The organism is Streptomyces sp. NPDC048560, assembly GCF_040650955.1.
Classification (GTDB): Bacteria; Actinomycetota; Actinomycetes; order Streptomycetales; family Streptomycetaceae; genus Streptomyces.
This window is the reverse complement of sequence record NZ_JBEZIJ010000011.1, coordinates 75,362-93,664: the sequence shown is the minus strand read 5'-3', so window position 1 is coordinate 93,664 and position 18,303 is coordinate 75,362. Positions and strand designations below refer to the sequence as shown.

Annotated in this window: 16 protein-coding genes; 1 reads left to right on the top strand and 15 read right to left on the bottom strand. The window is 71.4% G+C overall.

Annotation, left to right across the window (positions count from 1 at the left end):
• Positions 1 to 19 precede the first annotated feature (19 nt).
• The 8 genes from AB0C82_RS27445 to AB0C82_RS27410 all read right to left on the bottom strand — a co-directional run bounded on the left by AB0C82_RS27445 (position 20) and on the right by AB0C82_RS27410 (position 8,631).
• Positions 20 to 1,516, bottom strand: coding sequence for a 2Fe-2S iron-sulfur cluster-binding protein (locus AB0C82_RS27445; protein ID WP_362846795.1), 1,497 nt, complete (start codon positions 1,514 to 1,516; stop codon positions 20 to 22).
• The gene (locus AB0C82_RS27440) at positions 1,513 to 2,406 is read right to left on the bottom strand and encodes an FAD binding domain-containing protein (protein ID WP_362846793.1); all 894 of its coding nucleotides are present in this window, start codon (positions 2,404 to 2,406) and stop codon (positions 1,513 to 1,515) included. The genes AB0C82_RS27445 and AB0C82_RS27440 overlap by 4 nt, the downstream gene beginning before the upstream one ends.
• 293 nt (positions 2,407 to 2,699) lie before the next feature.
• Positions 2,700 to 4,334: a beta-N-acetylhexosaminidase gene (locus AB0C82_RS27435; RefSeq protein WP_362846791.1), complete on the bottom strand. Its 1,635-nt coding sequence runs from the start codon at positions 4,332 to 4,334 to the stop codon at positions 2,700 to 2,702.
• A 1-nt stretch (position 4,335) separates the two neighbouring features.
• Positions 4,336 to 5,187 (bottom strand): carbohydrate ABC transporter permease, encoded by an 852-nt coding sequence (locus AB0C82_RS27430; RefSeq protein WP_362846789.1) that lies wholly within the window; start codon positions 5,185 to 5,187, stop codon positions 4,336 to 4,338.
• On the bottom strand, positions 5,184 to 6,149 hold the full coding sequence (locus AB0C82_RS27425) for a sugar ABC transporter permease (protein ID WP_362846787.1): 966 nt from the start codon (positions 6,147 to 6,149) through the stop codon (positions 5,184 to 5,186). Before AB0C82_RS27425 ends, AB0C82_RS27430 begins: the two co-directional genes overlap by 4 nt.
• 2 nt (positions 6,150 to 6,151) lie before the next feature.
• Positions 6,152 to 7,456 carry an extracellular solute-binding protein gene (locus AB0C82_RS27420; RefSeq protein ID WP_362846785.1) on the bottom strand — a complete coding sequence of 435 codons (1,305 nt, stop codon included), beginning with the start codon at positions 7,454 to 7,456 and terminating at the stop codon, positions 6,152 to 6,154.
• 234 nt (positions 7,457 to 7,690) lie between these two features.
• Positions 7,691 to 7,984 carry a DUF3039 domain-containing protein gene (locus tag AB0C82_RS27415; RefSeq protein WP_362846783.1) on the bottom strand — a complete coding sequence of 98 codons (294 nt, stop codon included), beginning with the start codon at positions 7,982 to 7,984 and terminating at the stop codon, positions 7,691 to 7,693.
• A gap of 86 nt (positions 7,985 to 8,070) precedes the next feature.
• Positions 8,071 to 8,631 (bottom strand): YqgE/AlgH family protein, encoded by a 561-nt coding sequence (locus AB0C82_RS27410; RefSeq protein WP_362846781.1) that lies wholly within the window; start codon positions 8,629 to 8,631, stop codon positions 8,071 to 8,073.
• Between the two features lie 276 nt (positions 8,632 to 8,907).
• Between AB0C82_RS27410 and murA the strand changes: the two genes are divergently transcribed.
• Positions 8,908 to 10,248 (top strand): UDP-N-acetylglucosamine 1-carboxyvinyltransferase, encoded by a 1,341-nt coding sequence (gene murA, locus AB0C82_RS27405; protein WP_362846779.1) that lies wholly within the window; start codon positions 8,908 to 8,910, stop codon positions 10,246 to 10,248.
• 160 nt (positions 10,249 to 10,408) lie between these two features.
• Here the strand turns inward: murA and AB0C82_RS27400 are convergent, their stop codons facing one another.
• From AB0C82_RS27400 to AB0C82_RS27370, 7 genes are all read right to left on the bottom strand, one after another.
• A complete protein-coding gene (locus AB0C82_RS27400) occupies positions 10,409 to 10,690 on the bottom strand; it encodes an HU family DNA-binding protein (RefSeq protein ID WP_003968811.1) in 282 nt (93 codons plus the stop codon).
• Positions 10,691 to 11,065: 375 nt separating this feature from the next.
• The gene (locus tag AB0C82_RS27395; RefSeq protein ID WP_362846777.1) at positions 11,066 to 12,502 is read right to left on the bottom strand and encodes an NAD-dependent malic enzyme; all 1,437 of its coding nucleotides are present in this window, start codon (positions 12,500 to 12,502) and stop codon (positions 11,066 to 11,068) included.
• A gap of 439 nt (positions 12,503 to 12,941) precedes the next feature.
• The gene (locus AB0C82_RS27390) at positions 12,942 to 15,323 is read right to left on the bottom strand and encodes a UvrD-helicase domain-containing protein (RefSeq protein ID WP_362846775.1); all 2,382 of its coding nucleotides are present in this window, start codon (positions 15,321 to 15,323) and stop codon (positions 12,942 to 12,944) included.
• A gap of 120 nt (positions 15,324 to 15,443) precedes the next feature.
• Complete coding sequence (locus AB0C82_RS27385; protein ID WP_362846773.1) at positions 15,444 to 16,319, bottom strand: zf-HC2 domain-containing protein; 876 nt, start codon at positions 16,317 to 16,319, stop codon at positions 15,444 to 15,446.
• Positions 16,316 to 16,903, bottom strand: coding sequence for a sigma-70 family RNA polymerase sigma factor (locus AB0C82_RS27380; protein ID WP_362846771.1), 588 nt, complete (start codon positions 16,901 to 16,903; stop codon positions 16,316 to 16,318). The genes AB0C82_RS27385 and AB0C82_RS27380 overlap by 4 nt, the downstream gene beginning before the upstream one ends.
• Before the next feature lie 65 nt (positions 16,904 to 16,968).
• Positions 16,969 to 17,619, bottom strand: a complete 651-nt coding sequence (locus AB0C82_RS27375) for a CGNR zinc finger domain-containing protein (protein ID WP_362846769.1) — start codon at positions 17,617 to 17,619, stop codon at positions 16,969 to 16,971.
• Between the two features lie 76 nt (positions 17,620 to 17,695).
• Entirely contained in the window at positions 17,696 to 18,256 is a 561-nt protein-coding gene (locus AB0C82_RS27370) for a GNAT family protein (RefSeq protein ID WP_362846767.1), read from the bottom strand.
• Between the last annotated feature and the right edge of the window lie 47 nt (positions 18,257 to 18,303).

Genomic DNA, 18,303 nt, shown 5'->3' with positions numbered 1-18,303 from the left:
GCGGTCCTGCGTGCGTCGCTCACAGGTCGCCTCCCTCGTGCGGCTGAGGCTGGACACTACCGGCGCCCGGGCGCGCCTGGTGCGGGATGCGCGCGTCGTCGGTCTGCTCGGACGCGGCCGCTTCGGCGTTCGCCTCGCGGCCCGCGATGACCTCGCCCACCGCGTCGAGCACTCCCCGGTAGCCGGAGCAGCGGCAGAGGTTGCCGCACAGGGCCTGGCGCGTCTCCAGCTCGGATGGGGCGTGGTTGCCTTCGAGCAGGTCGTGGATGGTCATGGCCATACCGGGGATGCAGAAGCCGCACTGGACGGCCCCGCACGCGGCCAGGGCCCGCTGTACGTCGGAGGGCTCACCGTCGACGGCGAGGCCCTCGACCGTGCGGACCTCGCTGCCCGCCGCCGTGGCGGCGGGGACCAGGCAGGAGGCGACGAGACGGCCGTCGACCTGGACGTTGCAGGCACCGCACTCGCCCTGCGAGCAGCCGTCCTTGGCACCGGCGAGGCCGAGGCGCTCGCGCAGCACGTAGAGCAGGGACTCACCGATCCAGGCCTCGCTCACGGGGCGGTCGGCGCCGTTCACGTGCAGGACGTACGAGGCGGAGGGGTGCTCGCTCGGGGCGCCCGTGACCGGGGTGGCCGCGACACCGGCCGCGGGGGCCTCGCCGGGCTCGTGCCCGGCCGGGGCGTCCGTCGGCGGTGCGGCGGTCTCGGGGGCGGAGACGAGGCCGGGGGCCGCCGCGTCGGTGGCCTCCGCGTCCTCGGCGCCCTCGGGGTGCCCAGGGAACTCGGCGGCCGACGGGGCCTCAGGGAACTCCGCCGGGCGCTCGGACGCCTCGCGGGGTGCCTCGTCGGCTGTCTCCTGGCCGGCCTCGTCGACGGTCTCGTCGACGGCCGGGGGCGCGGCCTCGGTCTCCTCCTGGTGCTGCGTCGCCCACGGTGCGGGCGCACCTCCCGGCAGCGTGGCCGGCGGGGCGGTGTCCGTGTACCACTGCGAGGCCAGCGCGGAGGCGGCGAACTCGCCGGACTCCTCGGGGAGGTCCCCCTCGGCGACCGGGATCGTCCACTGGCCGGTGTGACCGACCGCTCCGGAGCCCGCGGTGGGTTCGGCGGCGGCGTTCGTCGCCTCGCTGAAGTCCCACTGGGCCGTGGTGGAGGACGTGACCGGGTACTGGTTCGGGTCCGGCCAGTGCACCGAGGAGGGCGCGAGGTGCTCGCGGCCCGCCTGCTCGTCCGGGGACCGGGTGTCCGGGGACCGGGTGTCCGGCATCTGCACGGCCCAGCTGCCCGTCGCCGCCGGGTCCAGGCCGGCCGCCGGGGTCAGCGGCAGGATCATCGGCGGTACGTACCCGTGGCCGGGCGCGGCCAGCGGGTCGTTGGCCAGGTCCTCCGGGGGCAGGTGGACGAACGCCGTCGCCTCGGCGTCGTACTCGCCGCTCTGCGGGGTGGGCTGCCAGCCGCCGTACTGCTGTGCGTACGGGTCGTGACGGTCCTGCTGCTCGTTGGGGTCCTCGTTGCTCACGACAGTGCCCTCCCGAGCGCGCGTCGGGCCAGCGCGGCGACGGTGCGGCGCAGATGTTGTACGGCAGGCGGCAGGGGCGGTACCTCTCCCCCGTCGTCCGGTGCCTGATCCGGGATACAGGCCGCGGCGACGTACTCGCCGAAGGCTGCCAGCGCGTCGGCGGCCAGGCCGCGTTCGCCGTCCCAGTCGATCAGCGAGGCGATCCAGCGTTCGGCCTCCAAGGGCCGCAGCGGCATCGGCGCGACGGCGCCGACCGCGCAGCGCACTCCGCGCCGGGCCGGGTCCAGGACGATCGCCACGGACGCGGTCGCGCGGCCGGGGCCGGTGCGTCCGGTGGCTTTCAGGAAGACCTGCGGGGCGTGCAGCAGCGGCACGCGGACGAAACCGATCAGTTCGCCGGGTGTGAGCATCTCGCGGCCGGCGAGCAGGTGCGAGACCGGGATCTCGCGGCGGGCTCCGCCGGCGCCCGCGACGACCAGGTCGGCCTCCAGGGCCGCCAGTACCGGCAGGGTGTCACCGGTCGGGGCCGCGCTCGCGATGTTGCCGCCGAGCGTCCCGGCGTTACGGATCTGGGGCGGGCCGGCCGCGCGGGCCGAGGCGGCGAGCGCGGGGATGAGGGCGGCGAAGTCGGGCCGTCCCATGCGTGCGTGGGTCAGTCCGGCGCCGAGCAGCGCGTGACCGTCCTGGTAGTGCCAGCCGCGCAGTTCGCTGATCCGTCCGAGGCCCACGAGCCCCGAGGGGCGCAGCAGCCCCTTGTTGACGGCCGACATCAGGTCCGTGCCACCCGCCACAGGAACGGCGGCGGGCATGGCGCCGAGCGCCGCCACGGCCTCGTCGAGCGAGGCCGGCAGCGTCACCGACTGCATCGCCTGCGGTGCGTGAGTGGTCAACCCAGCTGCCCCTTTCCGGTCTCCCGGCTGTCCCGCCTGTTCCGCCGTACGGTACGTGCTCACAGCCCGGACGTGGCAACTCTGGCACATCTTCCAACTGGCCCGACGCGAGGGTCCGCGAAGGCCGTTTCCGCCCCTGACCAGGGGGATGGTCCGGATTCGCACCTCTTCGGCGCAGAGTGCGAATTGCCACTCTTCAGCGAGTCACGTACGACTTGTCGCCTTCGTGCGGGACGGGCCAGCGACGCGCCCACGGGACCTGCGGCGGCCCCGTGAGCGCGCGCGCACGGCGTCTACCTGTTCGGGGGCGGTCCCTCGATCGGGCGACCGAGGACACCGGGGCGCAGCTGCGCGGGCGACGGGCCGCCCGGCGGCCGGTAGCCGACGCCGAGGGCGTCGAGCCGGGCGTAGTGCGTGGTCATCCGGCGTTCGAAGCCGGCGAAGTCCCGTTCGGCCGGGGCCGGGAGCCGGGACCAGGCGACCTCGGCGAAGGCCGCGAGCCGGGGGAAGACCTGGTAGTCGACGCGGGCCCGGTTCTGCATGACCTCGGTCCACACATTGGCCTGGGTGCCCAGGATGTGACGGGCCGCCTCTTCGGAGAGGCCCGGGGGTACGGGCTCGAAGCGGTAGACGTCCTCCAGGGTGCGCACGTACGCGATGGGCATCGGCTCGTCGGGGCCGCCGTCCTGCCGGTAGTCCAGGTACACGTGCTGCTCGGGGCACATGACGACGTCGTGGCCGGCCTCGGCGGCGGCGATGCCTCCCGCGTAGCCGCGCCACGAGGACACGGCCGCGCCCTCGGCGAGACCGCCCTCCAGGATCTCGTCCCAGCCGATGAGGCGGCGTCCGCGCGCGGTGAGCCAGGTGTCGAAGTGGCGGATGAACCAGGACTGGAGTTCGTCCTCGTCGGCCAGGCCGAGTTCGGCGATCCGCGCCTGGGCGGTCGGGGACTGCTTCCACTGGTCCTTCGGGCACTCGTCGCCACCGACGTGGATGAACGGCGAGGTGTCCGCGGGGAAGAGCCCGAGGAGCTCCTCGAAGACGCCCTCGAAGAAGCGCAGGGTGGCTTCGGTGGGGGCGAGTACGTTCGGGTTGATGCCCCAGTCGTCCCAGGGGGAGAGCGCCGTCGTGTCGATGACGTCGGTGTTGCCCAGCTCGGGGTAGGCGCTGATGGCGGCCTGCGAGTGGCCGGGGATGTCGATCTCCGGGACGACCCGGATATGCCGCGCGGCGGCGTACGCCACGATCTCGCGGATGTCGTCCTGGGTGTAGTAGCCGCCGTGCGGGGTCTCGTCCCACAGGTCGGAGGCGCGGTGACCGTACTTCGTACGGCCGCGCCAGGCGCCGACCTCGGTGAGCCGGGGGTAGCGCCTGATCTCGACACGCCAGCCCTGGTCGTCGCTCAGGTGGAAGTGGAAGACGTTCAGCTTGTGCGCGGCGAGGAGGTCCAGGTAGCGCAGGACGTCCTCCTTCGGCATGAAGTGCCGGGCCACGTCGAGCATGAGACCGCGCCAGGCGAAGCGGGGGCTGTCCTCGATGTCCGTGAAGGGGATGCCGGCCTTGCCGTCGGCGCCGACGGGGGCGCGGCGGAAGGCCTCGGGGCCCAGGAGCTGACGGAGGGTCTGTGCGCCGCGGAAGACGCCCGCGGCGCTTCCTCCGGTGAGCCGTACGCCCACGGTGGGCTCGGTGACCAGCCGGTAGCCCTCGGGATCCAGGGCGGGATCGACGCCCAGGGCGAGGGTGTTGCCGGTCGGCTCGGGGCCACCGGGCGCGAGGGGCAGGCCGAACGCCGCTCCGAGGGTGGAGCGCAGCCACCGCTCGGTGGTCTCCGTGCCGGCCTGAGCCGTGAGCGTGGTGGACCGGTCCAGGGTGAACCCGGGCCCGTCCTGGCCGCCGCCGCGCACGGGCGCGGGAATGAGGTTGTCCACGTCAGTCCTTAACCGCTCCGCCGAGTCCCGAGACCAGGCGTCGCTGTACGAGTACGAAGAAGACCAGGACGGGAATGGTCATCACGGTCGAGGCTGCCATGATCCCTCCCCAGTCGTTCTCGTCGGGCTTGAAGAAGACCAGCAGCGCCATGGGAAGCGTCGACTGGGAGGTGTCGCTGATGAGGAAGGACTTCGCGAACAGGAAGTCGTTCCAGGTCGAGATGAACGAGAAGACGCTGGTCGCCACGAGGCCGGGGAAGACCAGCGGGAAGAGGATCTGCCACAGGAAGCGGGTGCGGCTCGCCCCGTCGATGTAGGCGGCCTCCTCCAGGGCCTCCGGGACGGCCTTCACGAAGCCGCGGAGCATCCAGATCGCGAACGGCAGCGAGAAGGCGAGGTGCGGCAGGATCAGCGAGCCCAGCGTGTTCAGCTGCCCGAAGTCCCGCATCAGGAAGAACAGCGGGATGGTCAGCGCCTCGACCGGCACCATCTGCGCGACGAGGAACATGATCAGCAGCGTCGTGCGGAACCTGAAGCGGAACCGGGTCACCGCCGTGGCCGCCAGGAACGCGATCAGCGCGGACGCGATGACGACCGTGCCCGCGACGAGCAGGCTGTTGAGGAAGTAGCGGCCGAAGTCCTGCTGTTCGAAGACCCGGCGGAACGAGTCGAGGGACGGGGACAGCGTCCAGGGCCGCGCTTCGGTGGACTGGATCTCGCCCGCCGGCTTGAACGCGGAGAGCACCATCCAGTAGAGCGGGAAGGCGACCGCGACGGCGATGAGCAGGGCCGCCGCCTCGGCGGCCAGCCGGCCGGGCCTGCGGACGCGGAATCGGTTGACGGGCGTGCTCACAGTTCCTCCCCCTGGCGCCGGACGAGGCGCAGGTAGACGAGCGTCACGGCCAGCAGGATCACCAGCATGACGACACCGATCGCCGAGCCGAGGCTGTACTGCGACGAAGCGAACGCCTTCTGGTACGCGTACACGTTGAGCACCAGGTTCTGGCCGGCGATGCCGCCGCCGTTGGTCATGACGTAGATCTGGGTGAACACCTTGAAGTCCCAGATGATCGACTGGATGGTGACGACGACCAGGATCGGCCGGAGCATCGGCGCCATGACCGACCGCCAGATCCGCCACTGCGAGGCCCCGTCCAGCGAGGCCGCCTCCAGCACCTCGGCGGGGATCGCCCGGATGCCCGCGTAGACGGTGACCATCACGAACGGGAACGAGCACCAGAGCACTTCGAGGAGCACGAGGGCGAAGGCGCTGTAGCGCCCGTACGTCCAGGAGAAGTCACCGAGGCCCAGGACCCGGTTGACCGGGCCGAAGTCGGGGTCGAAGAGGAAGACCCAGACGGTGGACCCGGTGACGGCCGGGGTCGCCCACGCACCGAGCGCGGCCATCATCAGCGCGAGCCTGGGCAGGGCACGGATCCGGGTCAGCAGCACGGCGAGCGCGCAGCCGGTCATGAGGGTGGCGATGACGCAGGCCGCGGCGAAGACCACGGTCGCGAGGAGCACCTGCCAGAACTGGCTGTCGCCGAAGAGCGCGGTGTAGTTGCCGAACCCCTTGAAGGTGGTCGGTTCGCCGCCGCTGACCTGGGCCTGGGTGTACTCCAGGAAGGAGATCAGGCCGAGCTGGTAGATCGGGTAGACGAGGAGCGCGCCCAGGAGGACGAGCGCGGGCAGGAGGTAGAGCCAGGGGGTCCAGCCGGGCTGCCGCGCGGACGGGACGGAGCGGCGGCGCCGGGGTGGGCGGGGCTGTGCGCCGCCCGCCGCGGGAGCCTTGGACAGGGTGCTGTTCGCGGTCATCGTCAGCCTGCGGCGGCGAAGGCCGCGTCCATCTTCTCGGCCGCGTCGTCCGAGGCCTCCGCGACGTCCTTACGGCCGCTGACGATCTCCTGGAACATCGTCGGCAGGACGAGCGAGGCGTCGATCTGGCCCCAGCCCGGCGAGGCGGGGACGAACTTGGCACCCGCGCCGAGGGTCTGGACGAACGGGGCGGCGAAGGGCTCCTTCTTCGCGGCGTTGTCCCGTACGTCGGTGTAGGTCGGCAGGAAGCCCATCGCGTCGAAGAGCTCGGCCTGGGTCTTCTTGCCGGTCAGCGACTTCATCAGCTCCACCGCCAGGGTGCGGTGCGAACTGCTCTTGAGCACGCCGATGTTGTTGCCGCCCGCGAACGCGGGGGCGATCGAACCGGGTGCGACACCGGGCAGCGGCACGACCGCGTACTTGCCCTTCACCGCGCCGGCCTCGACCGCGGTGTGGCTGAAGTCGCCGCCGATGGCCATGGCGGCCTTGCCCGCCGCGAAGGAGGTGATGGTCGCGTTGCCGCCCATGGAGGCGCACTTGGCGGCCGGGCAGTTGGCGTCGCCGAAGAGCGAGGTGTAGGCCTCGATGCCCTTGCGGGCCTTGTCGCTGTTGATGGCGGCCTTGTAGGTGCCACCGGTGTCGTTGGCCAGTTCGCCGCCGTTGGCCCAGATGAACGGCATCGCGCCGTAGGTGTAGGCTCCGCCGACCGCGAGGCCGTAGAGCTCCGGCTTCTCCTTGTGGACCTTCTTCGCGGTGGATATCAGCTCCGCCTGGGACTTGGGGACCTCGATGCCCAGGTCCTCGAAGACGTCGGTGCGGTAGTACAGCGCCCGGACGCCGACGAAGAGCGGTGCTCCGTAGACCTTTCCGCCGACCGTCACGGACTGCTTGGCGATCGGGTCGCTGTCCTTGGCCTCGTCCCAGGCCGCGAACTCCTGGCTGACGTCGGCGAGTCCGCCGTCCTTGACGTAGCCGGCCGTGTCGGTGTTGCCGTACTCGATGAGGTCCGGGGCGCTCTTCGGGTCGTTGAAGGCGGCCTTGATCCGCTGGGCGCGGGTGTCGACGGGGATGTACTCGATCTCGACTTCCGCACCCTTGTGGCTCTTCTCGAAATCGGCGACGGCCGCGTCGACGACCTGTTCCTTGGGCTTGTTGCCGACCTCCTGGAACAGCCAGACCCGGAGCGTGCCGGACTTCTCGTCCCCCTTGGCGGAGGTGTCGGAGGTCTGCGGGGCGCAGGCAGTGGCGGTGAGGCCGGCCAGCACAAGCGCCGCAGCGGGGGCGGCAATTCGGGCAGAAAGGTTCATCGGGGGGCCCCTACCGGTCAGTCGTTGCATCCTGCGCAACGCACGTTTCGTTCTGCACAACTGGCAGGAGAGTAGGTGCGCATCAGGGAGCCGACAAGTGGTCTCTACCACTCTGTGACCAGCGGACGCAGCCCGTGCAACGCGAAGGGCCCCCGGGGCGCGCATCGCTGCGCGCTCCGGGGGCCCTTACCGGGTCCTCCCGCGGTCACTTCCGTGCCCGCGGACCGGCGGGGACTACTTCTTGTCCTTGCCGCCCTTGCCCTTGTCCTTGTCGCCGCCGGCGCCCATGGACTCGTAGATCTCCTTGCACATGGGGCAGACCGGATACTTCTTGGGGTCGCGCCCCGGAACCCAGACCTTGCCGCACAGCGCCACCACGGGGGTGCCCTCGAGGGCACTCGCCATGATCTTGTCCTTCTGGACGTAATGGGCGTAGCGCTCGTGGTCGCCGTCGCCGTGCGACACCTGTGGGGTCGGCTCTACGAGGGTCCCCGTACCTGCCCCGCGATCGGGCTCAAGAGTGCTCATAACCGCCAAGGGTACTGAAGGCCACGGCGTAGCGGAGCCGCCAGGTGCGCCGGGTCCCGCCACCGGTCCGGCGCCCGGCCGCGCCGTCAGTTCAGGGACGGGTCGTCCGGATACGTCGCGATCATCGCGAGCTCGCTGCGCTGGCGCCGCAGAACCGCCCGCCAGAGGCCCTCCGGGCGGGGAGAGGACACGTCTCCGGGCTCGGACTCGACGACGTACCAGGCCCCGTCGCCCAGCTCCGCCTCCAGCTGCCCCGGGCCCCAGCCCGCGTACCCGGCGAAGATCCGCAGCGATCCGAGTGCGGCGGCCAGCAGCTCCGGCGGGGTCTCCAGATCCACCAGGCCGATGGCCCCGTGCACCCGGCGCCAGCCCAGGGGGCCCTCGTCACCGGGGATCACCGCCACACCGAGCGCCGAGTCGAGCGAGACGGGACCGCCCTGGAAGACGACGTCCGGTTCCCCGGTGAGTCCGGCCCAGGGCGCGAGGATGTCGCCGACGCCCACCGGGGTCGGGCGGTTCAGGACCACGCCGAGCGAGCCCTCCTCGTCGTGGTCGAGGAGCAGCACCACCGCGCGGTCGAAATTCGGGTCCGCCAGGGCGGGTGCGGCCACGAGCAGCCGCCCTGTGAGCGAGGACACCTCGGTCATGGCGCAAATGATCCCGCATCCGGGGCCTCCGTGGGACCCAACCCGCCCGGCCGGTCCAGGAGGGGCTGCGACCGCAGCTCAGGGGCGCACGGATGCACGGGGAGCGCACAATTCGGCCGAGTTCCGGACGGTGACCCTCCGCTAGCTGTGCTGCGCAGAGCGTGTTGTGGCCGATTCATGACGTTCGTACACGCCCGTTGCCCTTACGGAAGGGGGGTAGGAGGCCATTACCCTTTTCGATGGCCCCCCGCCCGACCACTCCGGAACGCGAGATTCATGACCGGCACAGACGATGTCCTGCTTGTCCACGGCGGAACCCCGCTGGAGGGCGAGATCCGCGTCCGCGGCGCCAAGAACCTGGTGCCCAAGGCGATGGTCGCCGCGCTGCTCGGCAGCGGGCCGAGCCGGCTCCGCAACGTGCCCGACATCCGCGATGTGCGGGTGGTCCGGGGCTTGCTGCAGCTGCACGGCGTGACCGTCCGCCCCGGTGACGAGCCGGGCGAACTGATCCTGGACCCCTCACACGTCGAGAGCGCGAACGTCGCCGACATCGATGCCCACGCGGGCTCGTCGCGCATCCCGATCCTCTTCTGCGGCCCGCTGCTGCACCGTCTGGGCCACGCCTTCATCCCGGGGCTCGGTGGCTGCGACATCGGCGGCCGTCCCATCGACTTCCACTTCGAGGTGCTCCGCCAGTTCGGCGCGACGATCGAGAAGCGGGCCGACGGCCAGTACCTGGAGGCCCCGCAGCGACTGCGCGGCACGAAGATCCGGCTGCCGTACCCGTCGGTGGGCTCCACCGAGCAGGTGCTGCTGACGGCCGTGCTGGCCGAGGGTGTCACCGAACTGTCCAACGCGGCCGTGGAGCCGGAGATCGAGGACCTCATCTGCGTACTGCAGAAGATGGGCGCGATCATCTCGATGGACACCGACCGGACGATCCGGATCACGGGTGTCGACCGGCTCGACGGTTACACGCACCGGGCGATCCCGGACCGCCTGGAGGCCGCCTCCTGGGCGTCCGCGGCGCTGGCGACCGAGGGCAACATCTACGTGCGCGGCGCCCAGCAGCGCTCGATGATGACCTTCCTGAACACCTTCCGCCGCGTCGGCGGGGCCTTCGAGATCGACGACGAGGGCATCCGCTTCTGGCACCCGGGCGGCGCGCTGAACGCCATCGCGCTGGAGACGGACGTGCACCCCGGCTTCCAGACCGACTGGCAGCAGCCCCTGGTGGTGGCGCTGACGCAGGCCAGCGGCCTGTCCATCGTCCACGAGACGGTGTACGAGTCCCGGCTCGGCTTCACCTCCGCCCTCAACCAGATGGGCGCGCACATCCAGCTCTACCGCGAATGCCTGGGCGGCTCCGACTGCCGCTTCGGCCAGCGCAACTTCCTGCACTCCGCGGTCGTGTCGGGACCGACGAAGCTGCAGGGCGCCGATCTGGTCATCCCCGACCTGCGCGGCGGCTTCTCGTACCTGATCGCCGCTCTGGCGGCGCAGGGCACCTCGCGGGTGCACGGCATCGACCTGATCAACCGCGGCTACGAGAACTTCATGGACAAACTGGAGAAGCTCGGCGCGAAGGTCGAGCTGCCGGGCGGATCGCTCGTCTAGCGACGGCGCACAGCGGCCCGCTACGGACGGCGGTGGCCCCCTGGGTGGGAGTCACCGCCGTTCGGCGTCCACGGGCCGTACGGGGCCTCCCAGGGCCGTATACGCCGAAGAGCGGCCACCCCGCAGGGGGTGGCCGCTCCTCGTTTTGCTGCGCCGGGCCTTACTTGCCCTTGGCGGCTTCCTTGAGCTTCGAGCCCGCGGAGACCTTCACGCTGTAACCGGCGGGGATGTTGATCGGGTCGCCGGTCTGCGGGTTCCGAGCGGTGCGAGCGGCACGGTGGGTGCGCTCGAAGGTCAGGAAGCCGGGGATGGTGACCTTCTCGTCGCCCTTGGCGACGATCTCTCCGACGGTCTCGGCGAGCGCGGCCAGCACGGCGTCGGCGTCCTTGCGAGTCACCTCGGCGCGGTCGGCCAGGGCGGCCACCAGCTCACTGCGGTTCATGTTTGTACTCCCGTGTTCTTCTTGCCTGTGAGGCGTGAGATCGAAGCCGATGCTGCCAGGGCCCTCTGACAGTCCCCGGACCCGGGTCTGATGTCAGACCCTCTCGCCCGAATACGCATCCTGCCCCCACCAGCGGCGGGAAAGCCAATCCGGAACCCTCCGGAGTCACACGAAAAGCGCCACGGATTGCCCGTAGTGACGTTCCGTCGACTCCCTGAAGCGGTCCGCAGCGGATGCCGGGCCCTGCGGGGCCCGCTGCCCGCCACCCTAAAGGGGCGTTTGGGACGCCGCGACCCGCGACGCGCCGTACGGCGGCGCGGGTGAGGCAGCCCACCCTCCGCGCGCGCCGGGGCAGGACGGCGCGGAGGACGTGCCTCAGACGAGGTCCGAGGAACTCTCCACAGTGGCGCCCGCGGCCTTCGCAGCGGCGCGGACGGCCCCCGCGACGGCTCCCGCGACCTTGTCGTTGAAGACCGAGGGGATGATGTAGTTCGCGTTCAGCTCGTCCTCGGCGACGACGTCGGCGAGGGCGCCGGCGGCGGCGAGCATCATCTCCGTGTTGACGGTGCGGGACTGAGCGTCCAGCAGACCGCGGAAGACGCCGGGGAAGACCAGGACGTTGTTGATCTGGTTGGGGAAGTCCGAGCGCCCGGTGGCGACAACCGCTGCCGTCTGACGGGCGATTGCGGGCTCGACCTCGGGGTCCGGGTTCGCGAGCGCGAACACGATCGCACCGTCCGCCATGGCGGCCACGTCGTCGCCGTTCAGGACGTTGGGGGCGGAGACGCCGATGAATACGTCGGCGCCGACGACGGCCTCCTTGAGGGTGCCGGTGACGCCCTCCGGGTTGGTGTTGTCGGCGATCCAGCGCAGCGGCGAGTCGGGGTCGGCGGAGACTAGGTCCTCGCGGCCCGCGTGCACCACACCGTGGATGTCGGCGACGACGGCGTGCTTGACGCCCGCCGCGATGAGCAGCTTCAGGATGGCCGTACCGGCCGCTCCCGCGCCGGACATGACGACCCGTACGTCCCCGATCTCCTTGGTCACCACGCGCAGGGCGTTGGTGAGGGCGGCCAGGACGACGATGGCGGTGCCGTGCTGGTCGTCGTGGAAGACGGGGATGTCCAGGGCCTCGCGCAGCCGTGCCTCGATCTCGAAGCAGCGGGGTGCGGAGATGTCCTCCAGGTTGATTCCCGCGAAGCCGGGGGCGATCGCGCGGACGATCGCGACGATCTCGTCGGTGTTCTGGGTGTCCAGGCAGATCGGCCACGCGTCGATGCCGGCGAAGCGCTTGAACAGGGCCGCCTTGCCCTCCATCACGGGCAGCGCGGCCATCGGGCCGATGTTGCCGAGACCGAGCACGGCGGAGCCGTCCGTCACGACTGCGACGGAGTTGCGCTTGATGGTGAGGCGCCGGGCGTCCTCGGGATTCTCGGCGATCGCCATGCACACGCGGGCGACGCCCGGGGTGTAGATCATGGAGAGGTCGTCACGGTTGCGGATGGGGTGCTTGGACGCCATCTCGATCTTGCCGCCGAGGTGCATCAGGAACGTACGGTCGGAGACCTTGCCGAGCACCACGCCCTCGATGTCGCGCAGGCCTTCGACGATCTCGTCCGCGTGCGAGGTGGATGAGGCCGCGATGGTGACATCGATCCGCAGCTTCTCGTGGCCGGAAGCGGTCACGTCGAGGCCGGTGACCGAACCGCCGGAGGACTCCACGGCCGTGGTGAGCTGGGAGACCGCTGTGCCGCTCGCGGGCACCTCCAGCCTGACCGTCATCGAGTACGAGACGCTGGGCGCCGTTGCCATGGCCGAGTCCTTCGCTTTCCTTAGCTTCATTGCCGCGTGCACGGGGCACTCACCGCCGCCACGCGTTCCGATCGTCGCACCTACCGGCGGGTAGCCGGTAATGACTGCCACGGTTCGGAAAGTGTTTTCCACCATACGAGAAGTACACGCCCGGGCGGAAGCCCCGACCGCTCGCGAACCTTCCCCCGGAACGAAAACAGACCCACGTCACCGGGAGGTGACGCGGGTCTGTCTTCTTCACTTAGGTGGCACCGGCCCGCCATGCTCGCCTCGCGGCAAGTGGTCGCTCGAAGCGACGAAGGTTGGGCCCGGGGGCTTGGATCGAGCCGGTGCCAACACCAGGCTAACAAAGACCCCCGGGAAGTGATTCCAGCAGCGCAGGATCATTCGAAATCAGCCACCCGGCCGCTCTCCGCCCCGCCCCGCCCCGGCTCCCCGCTCAGTCCCTCAGCAGGTCCGGCACCCCGTCCTCGTCGGGCATGTCACGCTCCCCCGACACCACCGTGAGCTGCTGGGTGGCACGGGTCAGCGCCACGTACAGCACCCGCAGTCCGGCCGGTGACTCGTCCGCGATCTCCGCCGGCGAGACGACGACCGTGGCGTCGTACTCCAGCCCCTTCGCCTCCAGGCTGCCGAGCGCCACCACGCGCTCCCCGAGCTCCGCGAGCCACTCACGGGCCTGGGCACGGCGGTTCATGGCGACGACCACGCCGATCGTGCCGTCCACCTCGGAGAGCAGCCTGCGCGCCTCCTCGCGGACCGTGGCGGCCAGGTCCCCGTCCCGCACCGGCTCGAAACGGGGTTCCACGCCGGTCGAGCGGACCGCCGCCGGGGACTCCATGCCCGGCATCGCGAGGGCCAGCACCTTGGCGGCGAGCTCCGCGATCTCGGCCGGGTTGCGGTAGTTGACGGTGAGGGTGAAGCGGCGGCGGGGGCGGCTGCCGAGCGCCTCGTCCCGGGCCGCCGCGGCCTCGTCAGGATCGGACCAGGAGGACTGCGCCGGGTCGCCGACGATCGTCCAGGTGGCGTGCCGGCCCCTGCGGCCGACCATCCGCCACTGCATGGGCGTCAGGTCCTGTGCCTCGTCGACGATGACGTGGGCGTACTCGGTGCGCTCCGCCGCCAGCCGCTCGGCCCGCTCCCACTGGGTCTCCTCGCGCTGCGGCATCAGCTCCTCAAGACCGGTGAGCTGGTCCAGCGGGTCGTACTCGCGCTTCCGCTTGGGCCGGTGCGGGGTGCCGATCAGGGTCTGGAGCTCGTCGAGCATCGCCACGTCGTGGACGGAGAGCGGGCCCCGGCCCTCGCTGTCGAGCCGCTTCAGGGAGCGCGCCAGCTTCCGCACCTCCCCCTGGTTGAGGATGCGGCGGGCCCACCGGCCGAGCCGGCGCTCGTCGGCCATCGTGGCGAGCACCCTGCGGGGGGTGAGCTCGGGCCACCAGTCGTTGAGGAAGGTGAGGAACGGCGTCTCCGTGGAGACGTCCTCGTCGAAGGAGGAACGCAGTTCCGCGACGAGTTCCGGGTCGGTGTAGCGGCCCCGGCCCGAGGACTTGCTCCACAGGGCGTCCAGCAGCAGTTTGCGGGCGCGCGGGCGCAGCAGGTTGACGGGCGCCGTGCCGCTGAGCACGTTGTTGCGGATGCGCTGGAGCTCGTCCGCGTTGAGCTCGACGCGGGCACCGAAGGCGACCACCCGGAGCCGGGTGGGCGTACCGGCGGGCTGCGTCTGCTCCGGCGTCTCGTCCCCGAACGACAACTGGCCGTCCTGGGACGCCGACTGCGCCCTGGGCTGCTCCAGCGCCCCGCGGGCCGCCTTGCGCAGCACGTGGAGCATCCGGGAGGAGCCCTTGATACGGGCGACGGCCGGTTCGTCGTAGGTGGTGGCGCCCTCGACGCCCGCGGCCTCGTCGGAGAGCGAGCCGACCGCGCGGATCGCGACCTGGCCCTCCTCGCCGAGCGAGGGCAGCACGCCCTCCGTGTAGGCGACGAGCAGCGGGGTCGGCGAGACGACCAGGATGCCGCCCGCGTACCGGCGCCGGTCCTGGTAGAGGAGGTACGCGGCCCGGTGCAGGGCGACCGCGGTCTTTCCGGTGCCGGGGCCGCCGGACACCTCCGTGACGGAGGCGGCGGGAGCCCGGATCACCATGTCCTGCTCGGCCTGGATGGACGAGACGATGTCCCGCATGGTGTGGCTGCGGGCCTGGCCGAGCGCCGCCATCAGCGCGCCGTCGCCGATGACGGGGAGCTTCTCGCCGCCGACGGTGGCGGTGAGCTCCGGGCGCATCAGGTCGTCCTCGACCCCGAGGACCTTGCGGCCCTTGGAGCGGATGACCCGTCGGCGTACGACCCTGCCGGGTTCCTTGGGCGTCGACCGGTAGAACGGCGCGGCCGCCGGGGCCCGCCAGTCGATGACCAGCGGCGCGTAGTCGGAGTCGAGGACTCCGATGCGGCCGATGTGGAGCGTCTCCGCGATGTCCGCGGTGCTGTCCGGGCGTACGGCGTCGTCCGCGGGCTCGACGGAGGTGAACGCGCCGTCCGGGCCGCGCTCACCGTCCTTGCCGAGCAGCAGATCGATCCGCCCGAAGAGGAAGTCCTCGAACTCGTTGTTCAGCCGATTGAGATGGACCCCTGCGCGGAAGACCTGGGCGTCGCGCTCGGCGAGCGCCCCCGGCGTTCCGACCTGGCCCCTTTTCACGGCGTCGTGCATGAGAAATTCCGCCTCGTCGATCTTCTCTTCGAGGCGGTGGTAAACCCGGTCCAGATGTTCTTGCTCGACACCGATTTCCCGGTCCCGCAACGAATCGACAGCGGCATCCTGCGCGGCCACCGGGGCCCCCTTCTGATGTGCATAGAGCAGCCGTCAACCGTACGCGAAAGGGGGCCCGCTCCGCACCTGTGACCAGCATTGCGATTGCGCGTCGGAACCGGGGCCGACGCGCTCACGCACTCACGTGCCGATCTCCACCAGCCGCTCGCCGTCGAAGGTCCGTACCTCGAAGTGGTCGATGTCGTCGCGGTCCATCGCCGCGCCGCCGTGCACGTACAGCGGATTCTTCGCCGACGGGTGCGGGGAGTCCTCGATCCCGTACCCCCATTTCGGCACGGACCAGGAGGTGACGACCTCCTCCTCACCGGACTTGGAGACGGCGATCAGGCTGCACTTCTCGGGGCCCTTGACGTTCTTGAGCTGCAGGACCGTGTGGGTGCCCCAGGCCTTGGGCTCCATGCCGACGGTGGCGTCGACGCCGGTGGCGGGATCGGTCGCCGTGGCCTTCTCCTTCATGTGGTTGAAGAAGGCGTCCTCGGCCGGGCTTGTGGGGTGCGGGTCGCCCGTCGCCACGGACCGTCCCCCGTCGTCGCCGCCGGTGGCCGTGACGGCTATCACAGGGCCCGCGATGATCACGGCTGCCGCCGCCGCGAGCAGATACCTGCCGCGGCGTCGGCGCAGTTCGCGCTTGCGCGCGACCTCGTCGACGAGCCGGCCGAGGAGCGCGGGGGCGGGCGGCTCGGGCACGTGCGGGACGGGCCGGGCGCCCGGATGGGCGGCGGGTGCCTCGGCGAGCATCGCGAGCATGGGTTCGAGGCCGGCGAACTCGTCGAGATGGGCGGAGCACAGCGCGCAGTGCGCGAGGTGCGCCTCGAAGGCGCTCGCCTCGGCCTCGTCGAGGATGCCCAGGACGTAGGCCCCGGCGGCGTCGTGGCCCGGACCCTCCACGGGGTGCTCGAAGGGGCCTGAGGGGCCGTGAGGCGGTCCGGTGGGGCCTGAGGGGCCACGGGGGCCGGTGTGCCGGGGCCCGAATGGCTGCCACTCGTGGTCGCTCATGCCGTGATCCCCCTTTCTTCCAGTACGAGCTTCATGGAACGGAGTGCGTAGAAGACCCGCGAGCGCACCGTTCCGCTGGGTATGCCGAGCACCTCGGCAGCCTCGTTGACCGTGCGACCCCGGAAATAGGTCTCCACCAATGCTTCCCGGTGCGCGGGGGTCAAATCGTCCAGCGCGTCCGAGAGCGTCATCAGCCACAACGCCTTGTCGATCTCGTCCTCCGCGGGAATGACCTCCAGCGGCGACGGATCGACCTCCCGCGGCCGGGCCTGCCGGCTGCGGTGGGCGTCGATGACGATGCGTCGGGCGACCGTCACCAGCCAGGGGCGTACGGAGCCGGTGGCCCGGTTGAGCTGACCGGCGTTCTTCCAGGCACGGATGAGCGTCTCCTGCACCACGTCCTCGGCGCGTTGCCTGTCCCCCGCCACCAGGCGGAGCACATAGGCGAGCAGCGGCCCGGCGTGTTCGCGGTAGAGCGCCCGCATCAGCTCCTCGTCAGGGACGTCGGATGCCGTGCGGGGCGGTTCACTACGATGTCGGGCCCTCTGCGGACGGTCATCGGCCACGGCCGCATCCTTGCGCACCCGAACCTCCTGGTCGAGACCTGTGGAGCTCTTCGCCGTAAGTACGGGGCGGAAGGCCGGACCATTCAGTCCCGCTCGATATTTTTTTCGGCGGTCTCTCCCGGCGCCTCCTCCCGGCGGCTTCCGGCCTCGACGGCCTGCGCCCGGCGGCGGTGGCGGGCGACCCGTTCGCGGTTGCCGCAGATCTCGCTGGAGCACCAGCGGCGCCGGTGTCCCCGTGAGGTGTCGAGGTAGAGCCGACGGCAGGTGTCGCCCTCGCAGCGCCGCAGCGCGGCTCTGGCCGCCGGGTCCGTGAGCAGGTCCACGCAGTCCCTGGCCACGGCGGCGAGCAACGCCCCGCACCCGGGCGGGGCGTTCAGGGCCCGCGTGAGTCCGCCGCCCTCGGCCCGTACCGCGCGCAGTCCGGGCGGCGCCCCGGCGGCGAGCGCGTTGACGCGGTCCAGGGCGGCATCGTCCCTGCCGCCTTCGAGTTCGGCGGTGAGCAGCCGGCCGATGTCGGCCCGTAGTCGCAGGAAACGGGTCAGCCAGCCGTCGTCGGCCTGCACGGTCCCGCACGGCACCAGGCCGGCGGCCACCAGCCACGCGGCCAGCGGCCCGGGACCGGAGAGCAGTTCGCACGGGCCGGAGGGCCCTGTCCCCGTCGCCACCAGGTCGAGGCAGATCCGGCCGGAGCCGAACCGCCCGTCGTACGCGCCCGCGCCCGCGCCCGCCGCCATGAGCCTGTCACCGCCTCGGGGTCACCGATGGGGAGTCTCCACCAGAGTGCCCGTCACCGGGCCGGGCCGTAACCCCTCAGCGCGGCGGACCGTCGTGCAGGATCCGCTGGAACAGCCGGTGGTCGCGCCATTCGCCGTTGATGTGGAGGTAGCGCGGGGCCGTACCGAACTGCTCGAAGCCGCACTTGGCGAGGACCCGCTGCGAGGCGGCGTTTTCCACGACGGTCCCGGCCTCGACGCGGTGCAGCCCGAAGCCGTCCCGCGCGAGCTCGCAGATCCGGCCGACGGCGGCGGTCGCGAGCCCCCGGCCCGCCCGGTCGACGTCGACCCAGTACCCGAGCCGCCCGCTGCGGAACGGCCCGAGCTCGATGGAGGAGAGCGTGAACGCGCCGACCGCGCGGTCCTCCTCGTCGGCGATCACCCAGGGCATCGCGCGCCCCGCGTCCCGGTCGGCGAGGAGCACCGTGAGGCGTTCCGTCTGGCCCCGCTCCGTGTAGAAGGCCTCGGTCCGCGCGGGCTCCCAGGGCCGCATGTAGAGGCGGCTGCGGGTCAGGGCGGAGGCCAGTGGGCCGGCGTCGGCGAGGGTGGCGGGGCGCAGGGTCGTCCCGTCGGCGAGGGGATGGCTGTCACTGATCATCCGAGCACGCTATCCCGGGGTCCGGACACGTGCCGCGGCTCCTCCCG

What these genes read in the sequence shown, in the direction of transcription:
- AB0C82_RS27425 (WP_362846787.1), bottom strand. Translation starts at nt 6,149, where the DNA reads ATGACCGCGAACAGCACCCTGTCCAAGGCTCCCGCGGCGGGCGGCGCA.
- murA (WP_362846779.1), top strand. Translation starts at nt 8,908, where the DNA reads ATGACCGGCACAGACGATGTCCTGCTTGTCCACGGCGGAACCCCGCTG.
- AB0C82_RS27395 (WP_362846777.1), bottom strand. Translation starts at nt 12,502, where the DNA reads ATGGCAACGGCGCCCAGCGTCTCGTACTCGATGACGGTCAGGCTGGAG.
- AB0C82_RS27410 (WP_362846781.1), bottom strand. Translation starts at nt 8,631, where the DNA reads ATGACCGAGGTGTCCTCGCTCACAGGGCGGCTGCTCGTGGCCGCACCC.
- AB0C82_RS27375 (WP_362846769.1), bottom strand. Translation starts at nt 17,619, where the DNA reads ATGGCGGCGGGCGCGGGCGCGGGCGCGTACGACGGGCGGTTCGGCTCC.
- AB0C82_RS27420 (WP_362846785.1), bottom strand. Translation starts at nt 7,456, where the DNA reads ATGAACCTTTCTGCCCGAATTGCCGCCCCCGCTGCGGCGCTTGTGCTG.
- AB0C82_RS27415 (WP_362846783.1), bottom strand. Translation starts at nt 7,984, where the DNA reads ATGAGCACTCTTGAGCCCGATCGCGGGGCAGGTACGGGGACCCTCGTA.
- AB0C82_RS27385 (WP_362846773.1), bottom strand. Translation starts at nt 16,319, where the DNA reads ATGAGCGACCACGAGTGGCAGCCATTCGGGCCCCGGCACACCGGCCCC.
- AB0C82_RS27370 (WP_362846767.1), bottom strand. Translation starts at nt 18,256, where the DNA reads ATGATCAGTGACAGCCATCCCCTCGCCGACGGGACGACCCTGCGCCCC.
- AB0C82_RS27400 (WP_003968811.1), bottom strand. Translation starts at nt 10,690, where the DNA reads ATGAACCGCAGTGAGCTGGTGGCCGCCCTGGCCGACCGCGCCGAGGTG.